Source organism: uncultured Campylobacter sp. (assembly GCF_938045345.1).
Lineage (GTDB): Bacteria > Campylobacterota > Campylobacteria > Campylobacterales > Campylobacteraceae > Campylobacter_B.
Window position 1 is genome coordinate 19830 of the sequence record NZ_CALIMS010000059.1, and the last position, 15540, is coordinate 35369.

Sequence of the window (15540 nt, forward strand, 5' to 3'; positions counted from 1 at the left end):
GAAATTTCTATGAATTTCGCGACAAGACTTGGAATTTTATCTCACTCGCCTTGGATAAAATTTTATCTCGTTTGCTAAGGACAGAATTCTATCTCGCTTGCCAGCACGGAATTCGACGAAATTCTACGCCACCTCCCCGTGAGCAGTTAGCAAATTTAAACACCGGACACCATTAAAAAAACAATCTGTGATAAAATTTAAATCGCCTATTTAGTTGTTCGTTTTTATGTATAATTTAAAATTTACACACGAGATAAGTGCCGTGTTACCGATAGTAACTGCACTTTTAAAAATTTAAGACGATTTGATTTGGAATTTATAAAATTCCCGCCTCATTTTTGTATCATAAGCCAAATCCAAAAAAGGAGTATCTATGGAAGAAAACAAAGTGGAGTTACACAACTCCCGCTTACAAGGGCCGCTGGACTCGGACGTAGACGAGCTGGGTTTAGACAGGCTCACCGACACCGTGCCGTTTCCTAAGCGCGGCGTCATCATTATGACGATTGCCGCTGCAGTAGGCTTTGCTCTATATACCGCGTTACCATTTGAGCCTAATGTCAAAAAAGGCCTTGCGCTACTTGCTTTTATCGCGATTATGTGGCTTACAGAGGCCGTGCATATCACGGTAACCGCGCTTATGGTGCCGGTGCTTGCGGTAGCTATAGGGCTTGGTAAATTCGCTAAGGACGGCACTTTCACGGCTGCCACCATCAAAAGCACGCTTGCAAATTTTGCAAACCCTACGATCTTTACCTTTTTCGGCGGTTTTGCTCTGGCAACGGCTCTGCATATGCAAAAGCTCGATAAAAAGATCGCGATGTGGCTAATCGCCCGCGCAGGCGGTCGCTTGGGTGTAGCTGCGATTTTAATCTGCCTTGCTACGGCAATCCTTTCGATGTGGGTTTCAAACACCGCAACTGCTGCGATGATGCTTCCGATCGCGCTTGGAATTTGCGCCAACATGGACGAAAGCAAAGATCGCGGCACGCTCGTGTTTTTGCTTTTAGGCATCGCGTATTCTGCAAGCATCGGAGGTTTGGGCACGCTCGTGGGATCTCCGCCAAATTTAATCGTGGCTCAAGCCTTGCACTACAGCTTCGCAGACTGGATGAAGGTGGGTTTACCGCTAATGTGCGTGATGCTACCAATAATGCTTATGGTGCTTTATATAATTTTCAAGCCGAATTTAAGTCATAAAATAGAGATGGATCTGGAGCATATCCCTTGGACGCGCGAGCGCATTATTACGATCGTCGTATTTGCTCTAACAGCGCTTGGCTGGATATTTTCGAAGCAAATTTCAGCCCTTGTGGGCTTTAAAGTGGATGATGCTTACGTCGCCATCTGCTCGGCAGTCGTAATCGTCATTCTAGGGCTTGCCAAGTGGCACGATATCGCCGAAAACACCGAGTGGGGCGTGCTGCTGCTTTTTGGCGGCGGACTTACGCTAAGTGCGGTTTTAGGCGATTCCGGAGCTTCTAAGGTGCTTGGCGATCTAGTCGCGCATACTTTCGGTGGAGCGCCTACTTACATCGTACTTTTGGTAACAGCAGTTTTCATCATCTGCCTTACGGAATTTACAAGCAATACCGCCTCTGCTGCGCTTTTAGTGCCCGTATTTGCGGGTGTAGCGGCTCAGATGGGACTACCGAAAGAAACTCTTACGATCATCATCGGCGTGGGCGCGAGCTGCGCTTTCGTAATGCCGGTAGCGACGCCGCCAAATGCTTTGGTTTTCGGTACGGGACGCATCCGACAAATAGAGATGGTACGAAGCGGCGGAATTTTAGCGATATTTTCCGCGATTTTAGTTTCGGGGTACGCGTATATTTTTTACTCGTAAAATTCCGTCAAAATTCTATAGTCCGGGTATCTGCTCGGACTAAATATATTTATAAGATATATTTTTGAACTCCTAAATTTTCGGAATTTTTATAAAAAAATTATAATTTAATACTATTTTAATCAGTTATCTGTATAATACGCATATTTTATGGAAAGAAGAATTTATGGATTTTGATTTTATAGCTAAATTTAGCCCGATGTTTGTAAAGGCGGGAATTTTAACGCTAAAGCTCGCATTTTACGGGATTTTACTATCCATCATCATCGGTTTTATCTGCACTCTGATAAAATATAAAAGATTGCCGCTGCTAAGCCCGCTCGTGGGCGCATATATCGAGCTATCGCGCAATACTCCGCTTTTAATTCAGCTATTTTTTCTATACTACGGCCTGCCGAAGCTCGGCGTTCAAATTTCGGGCTTTACCTGCGCGATCGTAGGTCTTGCGTTTTTGGGCGGAAGCTATATGAGCGAGAGCTTTAGGCTCGGTTTTGAGGCAATAAAAAAATCCCAGATCGAAAGCGCGATGAGCCTGGGCCTTAGCGAGGCGCAGATAGTATTTTACGTCGTGCTGCCACGCGCTTTTGCGATCGCCCTGCCCTCCATCAGCGCAAACATCATATTTCTACTCAAAGAAACTTCGATCGTTAGCATAGTCGCACTCGCCGATCTCGTTTATGCCGCAAAGGACGTGATCGGGCTGTATTACAAGACGAACGAAGCGCTGTTTATGTTAAGCGTTTCGTATCTGATCATAATCTTGCCGCTTTCGCTAGCGCTTACGCTGCTTGAAAAGCGCCTTGCGTATATGAGAGGCTAGCGATGGAACTCTTAAGCGGCGAAAATTTAATCAGGCTTCTTGGCGGGCTCGGGGTCACGCTGCAAATCGCGTTCATCTCGATCGCGGTTTCGCTCGGCCTAGGCTTGGTACTTGGAATTTTAATGGCCTCCGGGCGCAGAGCCTTATACATCCCGCTTAAAATTTGCCTAGAGATCGTGCGCATAATGCCGCCCATCGTTTGGCTATTCATCGTATATTTCGGCGCGAGCAAGGCATTTGGCATCCACATCTCAAATATCGCGGCTTCGATCATCGTCTTTAGCATCTGGGGCGTTTTTGAGATGATGGATCTGGTGCGTGGCGCCGTACTTAGTATCCCTAAGCATCAGTTCGAAAGCGCCGAAGCGCTCGCATTTAGCAGATCTCAAATTTATCTCTACGTCATCCTGCCGCTTGCAATGAGGCGGCTAGTGCCCGCAACGATAAATTTATTCAGCAGGATGATAAAAACAACCTCGATCGCCGTGCTAATCGGCGTCATCGAGCTCGTCAAGGTCGGACAGCAGATCATCGAAGTGAATGTCTTCCGCGACAATTACGCGCCACTAATCATCTACGGAGCGATATTTTTCGTATATTTTTTGATCTGCTATCCGATCTCGGCGCTTTCGAAAAAATTAGAAAACAGGTGGAGCTGATGGAAATTTTAAAAATCGATAAAGTCAATAAATTTTACGGCGAGTTGCACGCGTTAAAGGACGTCAGTCTTGACGTCGCGCAGGGCGAGGTCGTGGTGATCCTAGGTCCTAGCGGCTGCGGCAAAAGCACCCTACTTCGCACAATCAACGGGTTAGAGCCGATACAAAGCGGAAATTTTATAATTGAGGGCGAGCGGATCGATCAAAATTTTAAAGAGTGGCGCAGGATCAGACAAAAGATCGGTATGGTCTTTCAAAGCTACGAGCTTTTCGATCACCTTAGCGTGCTACATAACATAATCCTGGGCCCGATGAAGGTACAAAACGTCCCGAAAGAAGACGCGATAGCTTTAGCTCGCGAATGGCTAAAGATCGTAGGTCTTGCGGATAAGGAAAACTCCTACCCCAAAGAGCTTAGCGGCGGGCAGAAGCAACGCATCGCAATCGTGAGAAGCCTTGTGATGAAGCCAAAGATCATGCTTTTTGACGAGGTTACCGCGGCACTTGATCCAGAGATCGTGCGCGAGGTGCTCGACGTAATGCTAAATCTTGCCAAAGAGGGGCAAACGATGCTAATCGTGACGCACGAGATGGGCTTTGCGCGCGCCGTAGCCGATCGCATAGTTTTTATGGACGAGGGAAGCATCGTGGAGATTAACGAACCGGAGGCCTTCTTTACCGCTCCAAAGAGCGAGCGCGCGAAGAAATTTCTAAATATGTTCGAATTTAAAAAATAAATTTTAATAAAGGAGAAAAGATGAAAAAAACGCTAAGCACGCTTTTTATCTTAGTTGCGTTATTTTTCGCAGGTTGCAACGACGAGGGCAAAGGCTCCTCAAATTCCGCACAAGGTTCCGCCGCGCCGCAAAGTTATATCGACGGGATTAAAAAGCGCGGCGTAGTAAGGATCGCGGTTTTCGGCGACAAGCCGCCGTTTGGTTACATCGACGAGACGGGCAAAAACGCGGGATATGACGTGTATTTTGCAAAACGTATCGCAAAGGAGCTTTTGGGCGATGAGAGCAAGGTTCAGTTCGTGCTCGTAGAGGCCGCCAATCGCGCGGAATTTTTGGCGTCGGATAAGGTCGATATCACGCTTGCAAATTTCACCGTCACGCCAGAGCGTAAAGAGGTCGTGGATTTCGCACTGCCGTATATGAAGGTAGCTCTAGGCGTCGCGAGCCCGAATGGCGATATTACCGACGTTTCGCAGCTTAAGGACAAAACGCTTTTAATCAACAAAGGCACGACTGCGGATCTGTATTTTACGAAAAACCACCCCGAGATTAAGCTTTTAAAATTTGACCAAAATACCGAGACTTTCGGTGCGATGCTGGACGGCAGGGGCGACGCTATCGCGCATGATAATACGCTTTTGTTTGCGTGGACGAAATCAAACCCTGGTTTTAAGGTAGGCATTCGCTCGCTCGGCGATCAGGACGTCATCGCGCCTGCGGTCAAAAAGGGCAACGACGAGCTTCGCAAATGGCTTGACGATCTAATCGTAAAGCTTGCGGGCGAGAAATTTTTCCACGCCGACTACGATGCGACGCTAGCGCCGGTATACGGCGACGACATCAAAGCTGACGACGTCGTAATCGAGGGCGGGAAGCTATAAATTTAGATTCGCCGTCTAATTTAGCAGGGCAATTATCAAGCCCTGCAACTTCGCAGCTACGAGCCTGCCGTATCTTTGCCGAACGGCGGCTGTAAATGTCAAAAGTGGCGGCGAGCGCTTTTATAGGTAGCTAAATTTATCGATCTAGCGGTAAAGTTTTGCTTCCGCACAACAAATTTAGCCGCGGAGTAAATTTAGCCGAACCGAAACACAGCCTAGCGCAGATCGTCTCGGCAAAATTTAAGTCGCGCGCGGCGGCATAAATTTCAAGCGATAGTAGAATTCTAATACAACCCGCTCGTGCAGTAAAAATTTATACCGCACAAGCAGCAATAAATCGCAAGCGGCCGCGCATGAAACGAATCTGAAATTTATAAAAATTTTATAGACGACTTGCAAAATTTTATGCGGATACTAACCGCACACCCATCCTGTCTTTTGATTAGAGCTCAAAGCAGCTTGTAGGCTCCGCGCAGGTAAATTTGCTCTACCGATTTAAGAGCCAAACGCATAAGCCGCGCAACGCATCCATTTCCACACTCAGCTACACAACGCATCCGCGCCGCTGCCACCAAAGCCTACGATCCCGCGCGCTTTGTCCTATCTGTGCGCCGCCACGGCCGTATGCAGCCGCCTCTGCCATACTTCACCGCGCTGCCGCCCACTTCATTCGCTCCAAATTTTACGGTTCAAATTTAGCTCGCTCACGATACCCGCAAGCGCACCGATCTCATCTACGTAAAGCGCCATAGTAGCGTCCTGCTTTAGCGAGCAGTCGATTCTAGGCTCGAAATTATCGCGCCAGGTCTCGATCGCCACGTAAATTTTATCCTCCCTTAGCACCGCGTTTATCTGCGAGCCCAGCCTTAGATAAACCTCCGTCAGTCGCTGCATTAAAAGCGGCGTAAGAGCGTATCTGGCGCCTACCTGATCGGTCGTATAGACGTCAAAAAATTCCTCAAATTTCACGTCGTCCATATTCGCTCGCTGCCCGTATTTGCGCAGATTTCGCGAGTTTTTATGACATACGCGCACCTCGCAGTTAAGCCTTTTGTGAAAGTCTGCGACGAAAAGCACTCCTTGAAATTTTACGTCGGTGCGAGTGCCGTTTTTGGTGCGCACCTTTTCGGCGGCGTAAAAGTCGCTAAACCTCACTGGCACGCCCTGCACCTCCCCGCTCATCATATCCTCGCTCGATTGTTCGTTTATGTAGCAGTCGTAAATTTCAAAAAACTCATCTGCTGTAAGCCCGCCGCTTTCATCGTAGCTAAGCCCGAAGCTTTTTGCGATGCTCGCGACGATCCTGCTTTTGAAATTTGATCTAAAATTCCGTTTTTTGCTCGCCGTTAAAAGAGCGCCTACGACGCCATAAACGGAGATGCCGAAAAATACGCCGGGCGCCACTTCGTCCCAAAAGCGCGCCACTAGTGCGCCCACGCTGGTCCCTACGACAGCGGCGATGAGACCGGCCTTTTTCACCGCTTTTTGCAGCGCCGCACGCTCATCCTCTAGGCTCTGTAGATCGGCTAAAAAGTTAAATTTTGATCCGCCCGCGCCGTCTTTTTCGCTCCCGCCCTCACCCACTTCAGCTTTTAATACCCGCCCCTCTTTCGCATCGACACTTAAAATTTGCCCATTTTGCGCCGTGCTCTGCCCTAGCGTGCCCCTATTTTGCGCCGTATCGGAGCCGCTAAATTTATCGAAATTTGCGTGCTGCGTGCCGCCGTTTTTGCCAAAGCTTAGGCTGTAAAATAGGCGGTAGAGCAGCCCGTTTAAGAGGGGAAAGATGATGAAAAGCGCGACTATGAGCCAGTTTGTATCAAACGAGACGAGCTCTGCTCTGGTATTCAAAAACACGTAAAGCCCGAGCAGCAGCAGGGTTATCAAAAATGAGGCGAGCTTGCTAATGCGCGCGAGCTTTTCGCGCCGTTTTTCAAGCAGGTAAAGCTCCTCTAAATCGCCGTTTCTATCCATAATCCGCCTTTTGTAGCGCATTTAAGCGCTAGTTTTTGCCGCGCGTAAATTTAAACGTTCGCACGCCGCCGCCTGATCGCCGCTAAATTTAGCGCCCTGCTGTGATAAATTTTAAAATTTACTGCGCCTGCCTTAGATTTAGCCGTTATAAATTTTAAATTTCGTCCTTGCCGCGCCGCAGCTTGCTTAATGCGGGCAAATCTTTAGCGCCTCTTTCAGCCGCCCTAGCCCGTCTTTTAGCAGCGCCCTAGAAGTCGCGATATTTAGGCGCAAAAATTTCTCGCCGCCCTTGCCGTATTGCGCACCGCAGGAGAGATACAGCCCCGTTTTTTCGCGGATGAAGCGCGCAAGCTCCGCGCTATCCTGCGTGTAAGCGCCCGCGTCAAGCCACATCAGATAAGTCGCGTCTTGCGGCACGACATGCACCTGCGGAAGCTCACGCGCGATAAATTCCGTCGCGAATTTGCGATTTTCGCTGAGGTATTCGCGCAGCGCGTCCAGCCACAGCGCACCCTTCGTAAATGCGGCGATCGCTCCTTGGACGCCGAAAAAATTCGGCTCGGCGATGTCGTCGGAATTTAGCGCCTTTGAAATTTTATGACGCAAGCGCTTATCCGCGACAAAGACCGCCGCGCTTTGCAGCCCCGCGATGTTAAACGCCTTGGTTGGCGCGATTATGCTGGCCGAGATCCTCTCGCAGCTCTTGCTTGCCGCAGCAAAGGGCGTGTAGCGCACGCCCGGCTCGGTCAGATCGCAATGCACCTCATCGCTAAGCACCGTCACGCCGTGCTTCTCGCACAGCTCACCGATGCGGGCAAGATCTTCTCTGCTAAAGGTGCGGCCGACCGGATTGTGCGGGTTGCAAAGGATAAAAAGCGTCGTCTGCGGATCGGCTAGCTTAGCCTCCAAATCCGTCCAATCGATGCTATAATCGCCGTTAGCATAGGCAAGCTCGTTTTCTATCGGCACGCGGGCGGCGTTTTTGATGCAGTAGTAGAAGCAGTTATAAACCGGGCTCATCAGCAGCACGTTTTCGGCGGGCGAGGTGAGCTTGCGGATGATCGAATCGATCGCAGGCAGCGTGCCGCCAGCATAGATCAGCCACTCCTTTTGGATTTCATAGTCGTGGCGCGCGAGCCACCAGCCTTGATACGCGCTGCGCCACTCATCATCGATAATCGAATAGCCCAAAACCCGCTCGTTCAGCCGCTTTTGCAGAGCCTCGATGATCTCGGGCGCGACGGCAAAGTCCATATCCGCGACCCACATCGGAAGCTCATTCTCTCCAACATCCCATTTAAGCGACTTCGTACCGCGGCGGTTTGGCAGAGTGTCGAAGTCGTATTTCTCCTTGCCACTTATAAAATCAAAAAGTCCCATCTTACGCCCTTAACTCAGTGATGATCTCTATTTTAGACGCGTCGGTCGAGCCGTCTAGGATCAGCTCGCCGATGCTTTCTGCGCGGATCAACCCACTGCTTGGATTTTTGACGCTATCGATCGCGCCTTTTACCTCGGCATGCACATCGCTGTATTCAAACGCTAGCGTCGTATTTATAAGCTCGCAGTCTTGCAAGCGTAAATTTTGTATATAGCAAAAGCCCTGCAGGCTCTCGATCTTACAGTTTCGTAGCGTTACGTTTTTAGAATTCCACCCGAAGTACTCGCCCGCGATGAAGCAGTCCTCGATGAGGATATTTTCGCAGTTCCAAAACGCGTCCTTGGAGAGGAGTTTGGAATTTTTGATCGTTACGTTTCTGCAGCCGTCGAAGCAGTAATCCCCAAAAAGCGATAGATTTTCGATGCTTAAGCTTTCGCAATCAAGCCCAAAATACGCGCCCTTTGCGGTGACGTTTTTTAGCGTAACGTCGCTGCAGTGCCACAAAGTCTCCTGCGCGTCGTGGAATTCCACATTTTGCAACGCGGCGTCTTTTACGCGGCGAAGCCCCTTGGGCGCGCCGTAGAGGCAGTCTTTTAGCACCACGCCACGGCTATACCAGATCCCTGCGCGCGCGATCTCGTCGAAGAAGCAGTCCTGCGCGCGGATATTTTCGGCATACCAAAACGGATATTTCCACTCAAATTTACAGTTTTGCGCGACGATATTTGCGCTGTGTTTTAGCGGCGACTCGCCCTCGCCGAAGACGGAATTTTCGATCCGCAGATCCTTTGCGCAAAACAGCGCGCGCTCGCCGCTAAAGTGCTTTTGTCTTAATATTTGCATGGCTTTCCTTAGATTTAAAATTTGCTTCAGATTATACAAGGAATTTCAAAATTCCGCGTAGCTTAGGCGTATGAAACGCAAGCGAATTTTAAAAATTTTAAAATTTTAGAGGCGGCGAGGGGCTAAATTTGATGTGCCTCAGTAATGGTTACGAAACATATGCGGCGAATGCGCGGCAAATCGCAGGGCTTTTTATAATGGCGTGCTTGCAAACGCCCATGAAGCGCGCCCAGGTCGTTATGGCGAGCCACACAGGCGCCCGTATCCACTCGCGACGTGCGTCGCTCGAAAGATACATAAAATTTATCGCAAGCGGCGCCTTATAAAATTTGTAAAATTTTCTACAATCAATGTGCAAGTTCCTCTAAAGCGTCGTGCCTGAAAAGCGCAAAATTTTACCCCGCGCATAAACGGGGTGCGTCTAATGCTCGTGGTGATGCGAGTGCGCGTCTTCGCCGCGGTCTCGATCCGTAGCACGCTTTCGTAGATCAAAATACACAAAAAGCCCGCTAGGCTCGCCATCCTCGTAAATTTCAAGCTTGTAGCGCATTACGGCGTGCGTGCACACTGCAACGTCAAGCGTCGCTTCATAGCCGTCTGCACTGCGCTTTAGCGGGAATTCCGCATTGCCCATATTCATACTCACGCCCGAAATTTTAACGCTCGGATTTTTCAGCTCACGCGAAATTCCGCTTATTTTTAGCTCGTTTGCTCCCGCTTCGATCGGATGGCGCGCCACGCTAAAGAGCGCCTTCTGCCCGCCCGCGTTAGTCTCGCAGTCCTGTGCGGCTAGATTGCAACCCAGACGCGTCCTTATATCCTTAAATAATGCATCGCTCTCATCCGCGCCAAATCCTAAAGTAGCAGCGAAAATCAAGCTAAAACGTAGAGCCTTTATCATTATGATCCTTTGTAAATGAAATTTGTGCGCAATTTTAGCAGAAAATTCCGCGCCTATTAAAAATATTTATTAAAATTTTAGCTAAAATAACGATATCTTCTACGAAAGGATGAAAAATGGCTGAGTTTTTAATCAAAGACGCCAAGGACGGCTGCAAATTCGATCTACTCTATGACGGACACGTGCTATGTACTTCGGAGGTTTACACGAGCAAGGCCGCTTGCAAAAACGGTATCGAAAGCGTCGCAAAAAACGCCGCTCTAAATAAGATCGAGGATCAAATCGCGGGCAGAGAAAAGCTAAACAATCCGAAATTTGAGCTTTACACCGATAAAGCAGACAAGATTCGCTTCCGTCTAACGGCCAGCAACGGACAGATCATCGCCGTTAGCAAAGATTTTGAAGCCAAAGCGGATGCTCTAAAAGTAATAGAGCTTATCGTAAAACAGGCTCCGAAAGCCAAGATCAAGGAGGCGTAAATGGACATAAACGGACTTGTAAATATGGTCTCGGCGCTCAAAAGCGATGATAAAAATTTAAGAGAATTTCAAAGCGGTCCGGTCGCTTTTATCGAAAAATTTCTAGGCGTGGACCTGCCCGACGACCAGATAAATGCGATAATTGCGGGCATCAGCTCAAATTTTTTAAGCAAAAACGAAAGCGGCGGATCTAGCTCGCTAGGCTCGATGCTGGGCGGACTTTTGGGCGGCGGCGAGGACGTGCAAGCAAACGCCGTCGATAGCAAAGGTGTGGATTTTAGCGCGCTGATCGGCAAAATCGCAAGCGCCAAGCTCGACCTTAACGGCGACGGTAAAATCGATATCAACGACGCAAGTAGCTTTTTGGGCGATCTTTTAGGAGGCGGCGCAAACGGCGAAGACAAGGGGTTAAGCTTAGGCAGCCTGCTAAAAACGTTTAAAATTTAAACGAGGCTAAAATTAAAATGCAGGCCGGATTTTGCGCGACGATGTTTAAATTTGCGCGCGTTATTTTAATCCGTTTTAATCCGTGCCTGCAACGTTTAACGCTCGCGTGAAGGGTTAAATTTACGCTGCATTGCGCGCAAAAACCTCGCGCTTAATTAAGGCGGATTTAAATTTAAAGCAAAAAAGGCATTGAATTTAAGCCGCTTCTTTGCAGCATTTTATTTATGCTGCCGCGACATAGCGCCCTGCTCCGCTCTTTTGAGCGTCTATATTGAGCCAAAATAACCAAAAACTCTGCTTTAAATTTTATCTTTGCCATTTAGCGTCCGCTTCAAATTTAATCACTCTTTGGCTCGATTTCATTTCGCTACTCATTCAAATATCCGCGCAGCGCGTCAAAGCATATAGTCAAATTTCATCAAAATTTTAAAAACGGCTATAAATTAAGCGTGAAAGAGTTCGCCTAAAAAGGATATATTTTATTTCTATTTACTATTTAGGTAGTATAATCGTTCTCGTCCGACAAGATAAAACCTCCTTTTTGTATGAAGCCCGAGTTTAAAAGCTCGGGCTTTTTTTATGCCCGAAATTCTGCTATAATCCCGCCAAAAACTGCAAGGAAATTTTATGCTTTCACATATCGACGAAAACAATATGCCGCGCATGGTGGATGTCGGCACTAAGGATGATAGCGAGCGCGTAGCCACCGCTAGCGGTATCATCCGCATGAGCGCGGAGGCGTTTGCCGCCGTCAAGCAAAACACAGCGAAAAAAGGTCCCGTACTTCAAACCGCCGTCGTTGCCGCGATAATGGGCGCTAAAAAGACGAGCGAACTCATACCAATGACCCATCCGCTTACGATTACTTCGATTAAAACCGATATTGAGGAGCTTGCGAGCGAGTGCGCGTTTAAGCTTTTCGTAACGGTAAAAATCACAGGCAAAACCGGCGTCGAGATGGAGGCGCTAACGGGCGTGAGCGTGGGGCTACTGACGATTTATGATATGCTAAAAGCGATAGATAAGTCGATGCAGATCACCGACGTCGTACTGCAACGCAAAGAGGGGGGCAAGAGTGGCGTGTATATTAGGAGCTGAAAAGCCAAAAATCGACTATCCACTCTTTTGGGAATACAAAGTAGTCCTAGACACGACTACCCAAAAGCGCGAGCAGATCGATGAAATTTTAAAGGGCGAAGATTACAAAATAGACTTTTCGCGCTTTTCAAACGGCGGCAAATACATGAGCTTCAACGTAAGCGTTTTCGTTAAAGACGACTTACATCGAAACGAAATTTTCGAGCGCTTAAAAGCCCACTTTAAATATGTATTGTGACAGGAGATGAAATGAAAGAAGCAATAATCAAAAAATTCGGCGCCGATCTCGCGCAAATTTCACAAGCCGAGCTAGCCTCATATGTGCAAGAGCTCGCCTTGCAAGAAGCCACGAAGGCTTTGTGTGAGCTTGACGACGAGAGTAAAAGCGCCAAAAGCACGCAATTAACCCTAGACTTCGCAGCCGAGTTAAAAGACGCGGGCGCGCTTAGCGATGAGACGGCAGAAGCCCTACTTAACGGCGTTAAAAAGGCGCTGTGCGACGAGGACGAGCAGGCTCTTTACAAGCTTATCTACGACTACGACGATCTGCGCAAAAAGATCGCTTGTAAGCAAAAGGCGATTAAAACCCTTGTTCTGCGCAGCTACGACGATCTAGAAACGGCGCTGCAAAACGCAAGCGAAACAGAGCTAAAAGAACGTATAGGCTCGGCGCTACAGCGAGCGATCGCGAGCAAACTGCCGCTTGCGGACGTGCTGAAAGAAGCGAGCGAACTGGCCTTCATAAGCGTGCTCGAAAGCGGCACCGACATCGAGGACACCGCGCACGAGACGGCGAAAAACATCGCATTTTCGGCTATCGGCGACGGGGAATTTACGAAATTCCGCACTAAAGAAATTTCAAAAATCATCATAAATCGCGCGATTTTCGTCGCAAACGAGAGCAAAAATACCGCCTCTGCGCTGATTAGAGGCGCGATTTTAGGCTGCTACGACGGCATAAACAAAGCCGCCGAAAGATACCGCGACGAGCTAAGTTTCTCGCCAGTAAGCGACGCACAGAGTCTAGAGAACGAAAGACTTCAAATTTCGCAGATGAGCGAGCTATTTAGCGCGGTTTTAAGCGATGCGGTCGCAAGCTCGGAGGAGCCCGCTAAAAGCGAAATCGCCAAGATCGCCGATGAAGAATTCGGCGGCTACCTGGCTAAATTTAGAAAAATTTCAAGCGATCTTGCCGAGCAGCTAAGCGCCAAAATCGGCGAAATTGAGCTTGGCGAGCGCGCGAAAAAGGCGAGCGCCAAAGCGCGCGAAATCACTCAAGAACTGAGCCAAAAAAGCGCCAAAATCATCGAAAACCTCGATCTGGACGAGAAGCTCGACGCAATCAAAAAAGAGCTTAGCGAATTTGAAAAGAAAATGAGCCAAAAATTTGCCGAGCTAAAAAGCTCCGACGTCGCTAAAAACGTAAGCGAAAGAGCGCGCGAAATGAGCGCTAAGGCTTACGAGGCCGCAAAAGAAACGATCGCCAAGCTAAAGTCCAAAAAGGACTAAATGGGCGCCGCAGGCGCAAAATCCCTAGCGGTAAACACTCAGCGCTCACTGCTTTGCGCTGCAAAATTGACTAGCATGCCTTAAAGCTCGCGTGCCCTAAAAGAAAGGAGCTTTCGTTAGAGTTTGCGAGGCCTGCGCAGAATTCTTTATGCGCTTTAACGGCGCTGTAAAATTCCATGCCGATAAAGAATTTTACGAATTTTGCATAACTAAATTTAGATGCGCGCTGTAAAATTCCGTGCCGCCAAAAATCCTACGGCGATGCGAGACCTCGGTCCAACCAAATCTTGTCGCAACGATAAAATTCTAAGTGTAAGATTTTATAGCTGACGTGACGAATATAAAATTCCAAAGCCGGCGCGGATTTTCAAGCTTGAAATTTCATCGCGTAGATTTGCGTAGCCGAATTTTAAAATTCTAAACGCGTAAAATTTAAAATTCCATCCAAAATGATACGGTGCGACTTGCAATTTGAAATTTTATCCTGTCGCGCACAAATGGAATTCCGCTAGATGAAATTCTACGAAAAGACGTCTGTGGCGTTTGACATTTCTGTGATCATTTCAATTCTAATAAAACGCGATTCCGCTACAGCGTAAGATGCGATGTGAGGAGCTACCACTAAGCTAACAATTAGAATTTTGCATTGCAAAGATTAGCGCGACTCACCTCAAATCATAGCGACATCCGAGCCCATTTTATCGCACGATTTGATCGCATAAATTTTAAACCAATCTTGCTGCGCCCGGGTCGAGCGCCTGGTGTAAATAAAATTCTACCGGATTTATCGTTGCGTAAATTTAAAACCGCACCCCCGCTCTATTTGAGCGCAGAGGCGCCTTATTTATACAACGTCGCACTTGGATTTGGATAAATCCACTACTTTCACATAGCAATGCCTCGTTTACGCCACGATAAAATTCTGCGAAATCACCGCTAAATTTTATCGCTAAATTACAAAGCCCAATCCTATTTTAAAGGCGACGGCCGTCCTTAAATTTTACGACAAATTCCAAATAGATCGCGCCTGCAAAATCCGGCAATCCAAAATAAAATTCTAAAAATTTAACCAAATTTCGCTAAAATCGCCGCAAAATTTCAAGGAGAAAAGATGAAAAAATTAGCTCTTTTAATATCCTTTGCTGCGATGATGATTTTTAGCGGCTGTGCGAGCACCACGCAAGGCGGCGCCGTAGGCATCGACCGCTCGCAATTCATCACCGTAAGCGAAGCTGAAATGGATCAAAGTGCCGCGCTTGCCTACAAGCAAATTACCGCCCAAGCAAACGCCAAGCACGTCCTAAATACTGATAAAAAGCTAACTGATCGCGTTAGAGGCATCTCGAGGCGCCTAATCGCTCAAGTCGGCGCATTTCGCAAAGACGCACTGAAATGGAACTGGCAGGTAAACGTCATCAACGACCCTACGATCAATGCTTGGTGTATGCCTGGCGGTCGCATCGTCGTATATACGGGCATCATCGAAAAGCTTAAACTTACCGATGCCGAGCTGGCTGCTATTTTGGGGCACGAGATGTCGCACGCACTGCGCGAACACAGTCGCGAGCGAGCCTCGACTGAACAGATGAAAGATGTCGGTATCGCCGTAGCAAGCTCTGCAGCAGGGCTTGGAGATCTGGGCTCGGCGGCTTTGAACATGGCGGCGCAGTACACTTTCACGCTGCCGTTTTCGCGCACGCATGAGACGGAGGCTGATCTGATGGGCGTTGAGCTGATGGCGCGCGCGGGATACGATCCGCGAGCGGCGATAAACGTCTGGGAGAAGATGAATAAGCTAAATGAGAGCCATCCGCTTAAATTTATGTCCACGCACCCTTCAAACGAAGATCGCATCGCTGATCTGAAAGAGGTGATGCCGAAAGTCTTGCCACTTTACGAGGCTGCCACAAGAAATAGATAGTCTTGCGATTTAAAATTTCGCAAGAGTTTGTGCGCTAAGGTTTT

General features: G+C 48.2%; 16 protein-coding genes. 12 read left to right on the top strand and 4 right to left on the bottom strand.

The features are described from left to right. Positions 1-499: 499 nt before the first annotated feature. From Q0144_RS10205 to Q0144_RS10225, 5 genes are all read left to right on the top strand, one after another. Entirely contained in the window at positions 500-1846 is a 1347-nt protein-coding gene (locus Q0144_RS10205; protein ID WP_298064075.1) for a DASS family sodium-coupled anion symporter, read from the top strand. A gap of 166 nt (positions 1847-2012) precedes the next feature. Beyond that, positions 2013-2666 (top strand): amino acid ABC transporter permease, encoded by a 654-nt coding sequence (locus tag Q0144_RS10210; protein WP_298063989.1) that lies wholly within the window; start codon positions 2013-2015, stop codon positions 2664-2666. A 2-nt stretch (positions 2667-2668) separates the two neighbouring features. Beyond that, a complete protein-coding gene (locus Q0144_RS10215; protein WP_298063992.1) occupies positions 2669-3325 on the top strand; it encodes an amino acid ABC transporter permease in 657 nt (218 codons plus the stop codon). Then, positions 3325-4062: an amino acid ABC transporter ATP-binding protein gene (locus tag Q0144_RS10220; protein ID WP_298063995.1), complete on the top strand. Its 738-nt coding sequence runs from the start codon at positions 3325-3327 to the stop codon at positions 4060-4062. Before Q0144_RS10215 ends, Q0144_RS10220 begins: the two co-directional genes overlap by 1 nt. 20 nt (positions 4063-4082) lie before the next feature. Next, the gene (locus Q0144_RS10225) at positions 4083-4943 is read left to right on the top strand and encodes a cysteine ABC transporter substrate-binding protein (RefSeq protein ID WP_298063998.1); all 861 of its coding nucleotides are present in this window, start codon (positions 4083-4085) and stop codon (positions 4941-4943) included. A 666-nt stretch (positions 4944-5609) separates the two neighbouring features. Here the strand turns inward: Q0144_RS10225 and Q0144_RS10230 are convergent. From Q0144_RS10230 to Q0144_RS10240, 3 genes are all read right to left on the bottom strand, one after another. Next, positions 5610-6917 carry a DUF3137 domain-containing protein gene (locus Q0144_RS10230; protein ID WP_298064000.1) on the bottom strand — a complete coding sequence of 436 codons (1308 nt, stop codon included), beginning with the start codon at positions 6915-6917 and terminating at the stop codon, positions 5610-5612. Between the two features lie 186 nt (positions 6918-7103). Next, positions 7104-8297, bottom strand: a complete 1194-nt coding sequence (locus Q0144_RS10235) for a MalY/PatB family protein (protein WP_298064002.1) — start codon at positions 8295-8297, stop codon at positions 7104-7106. A 1-nt stretch (position 8298) separates the two neighbouring features. Beyond that, positions 8299-9141: a DUF3737 family protein gene (locus Q0144_RS10240; protein ID WP_298064005.1), complete on the bottom strand. Its 843-nt coding sequence runs from the start codon at positions 9139-9141 to the stop codon at positions 8299-8301. 128 nt (positions 9142-9269) lie between these two features. Here Q0144_RS10240 and Q0144_RS10245 point away from each other — a divergent pair, with 128 nt between their 5' ends. Next, a complete protein-coding gene (locus Q0144_RS10245; RefSeq protein ID WP_298064008.1) occupies positions 9270-9467 on the top strand; it encodes a hypothetical protein in 198 nt (65 codons plus the stop codon). 95 nt (positions 9468-9562) lie between these two features. Here the strand turns inward: Q0144_RS10245 and Q0144_RS10250 are convergent, their stop codons facing one another. Then, positions 9563-10042 carry a hypothetical protein gene (locus Q0144_RS10250; protein ID WP_005873035.1) on the bottom strand — a complete coding sequence of 160 codons (480 nt, stop codon included), beginning with the start codon at positions 10040-10042 and terminating at the stop codon, positions 9563-9565. A gap of 116 nt (positions 10043-10158) precedes the next feature. Here Q0144_RS10250 and Q0144_RS10255 point away from each other — a divergent pair, with 116 nt between their 5' ends. From Q0144_RS10255 to Q0144_RS10280, 6 genes are all read left to right on the top strand, one after another. Beyond that, positions 10159-10521, top strand: a complete 363-nt coding sequence (locus Q0144_RS10255; protein WP_298064011.1) for a DUF1508 domain-containing protein — start codon at positions 10159-10161, stop codon at positions 10519-10521. Beyond that, the gene (locus Q0144_RS10260; RefSeq protein ID WP_005873031.1) at positions 10522-10968 is read left to right on the top strand and encodes a hypothetical protein; all 447 of its coding nucleotides are present in this window, start codon (positions 10522-10524) and stop codon (positions 10966-10968) included. Between the two features lie 627 nt (positions 10969-11595). Beyond that, positions 11596-12066 carry a cyclic pyranopterin monophosphate synthase MoaC gene (gene moaC / locus Q0144_RS10265; protein WP_298064017.1) on the top strand — a complete coding sequence of 157 codons (471 nt, stop codon included), beginning with the start codon at positions 11596-11598 and terminating at the stop codon, positions 12064-12066. Next, positions 12044-12304, top strand: a complete 261-nt coding sequence (locus Q0144_RS10270; protein WP_298064020.1) for a DUF493 domain-containing protein — start codon at positions 12044-12046, stop codon at positions 12302-12304. The genes moaC and Q0144_RS10270 overlap by 23 nt, the downstream gene beginning before the upstream one ends. Positions 12305-12315: 11 nt before the next feature. Continuing rightward, positions 12316-13575, top strand: coding sequence for a hypothetical protein (locus tag Q0144_RS10275; RefSeq protein WP_298064025.1), 1260 nt, complete (start codon positions 12316-12318; stop codon positions 13573-13575). Between the two features lie 1111 nt (positions 13576-14686). Beyond that, entirely contained in the window at positions 14687-15496 is an 810-nt protein-coding gene (locus Q0144_RS10280) for a M48 family metallopeptidase (RefSeq protein ID WP_298064028.1), read from the top strand. Positions 15497-15540: the final 44 nt, after the last annotated feature.

Bases quoted from the DNA above. Each gene is read 5' to 3' on its own strand.
- Q0144_RS10275 (WP_298064025.1), top strand. From the start codon at position 12,316: ATGAAAGAAGCAATAATCAAAAAATTCGGCGCCGATCTCGCGCAAATT.
- Q0144_RS10255 (WP_298064011.1), top strand. From the start codon at position 10,159: ATGGCTGAGTTTTTAATCAAAGACGCCAAGGACGGCTGCAAATTCGAT.
- Q0144_RS10260 (WP_005873031.1), top strand. From the start codon at position 10,522: ATGGACATAAACGGACTTGTAAATATGGTCTCGGCGCTCAAAAGCGAT.
- Q0144_RS10240 (WP_298064005.1), bottom strand. From the start codon at position 9,141: ATGCAAATATTAAGACAAAAGCACTTTAGCGGCGAGCGCGCGCTGTTT.
- Q0144_RS10220 (WP_298063995.1), top strand. From the start codon at position 3,325: ATGGAAATTTTAAAAATCGATAAAGTCAATAAATTTTACGGCGAGTTG.
- Q0144_RS10235 (WP_298064002.1), bottom strand. From the start codon at position 8,297: ATGGGACTTTTTGATTTTATAAGTGGCAAGGAGAAATACGACTTCGAC.
- moaC (WP_298064017.1), top strand. From the start codon at position 11,596: ATGCTTTCACATATCGACGAAAACAATATGCCGCGCATGGTGGATGTC.
- Q0144_RS10205 (WP_298064075.1), top strand. From the start codon at position 500: ATGACGATTGCCGCTGCAGTAGGCTTTGCTCTATATACCGCGTTACCA.
- Q0144_RS10280 (WP_298064028.1), top strand. From the start codon at position 14,687: ATGAAAAAATTAGCTCTTTTAATATCCTTTGCTGCGATGATGATTTTT.
- Q0144_RS10215 (WP_298063992.1), top strand. From the start codon at position 2,669: ATGGAACTCTTAAGCGGCGAAAATTTAATCAGGCTTCTTGGCGGGCTC.
- Q0144_RS10210 (WP_298063989.1), top strand. From the start codon at position 2,013: ATGGATTTTGATTTTATAGCTAAATTTAGCCCGATGTTTGTAAAGGCG.
- Q0144_RS10250 (WP_005873035.1), bottom strand. From the start codon at position 10,042: ATGATAAAGGCTCTACGTTTTAGCTTGATTTTCGCTGCTACTTTAGGA.
- Q0144_RS10225 (WP_298063998.1), top strand. From the start codon at position 4,083: ATGAAAAAAACGCTAAGCACGCTTTTTATCTTAGTTGCGTTATTTTTC.
- Q0144_RS10230 (WP_298064000.1), bottom strand. From the start codon at position 6,917: ATGGATAGAAACGGCGATTTAGAGGAGCTTTACCTGCTTGAAAAACGG.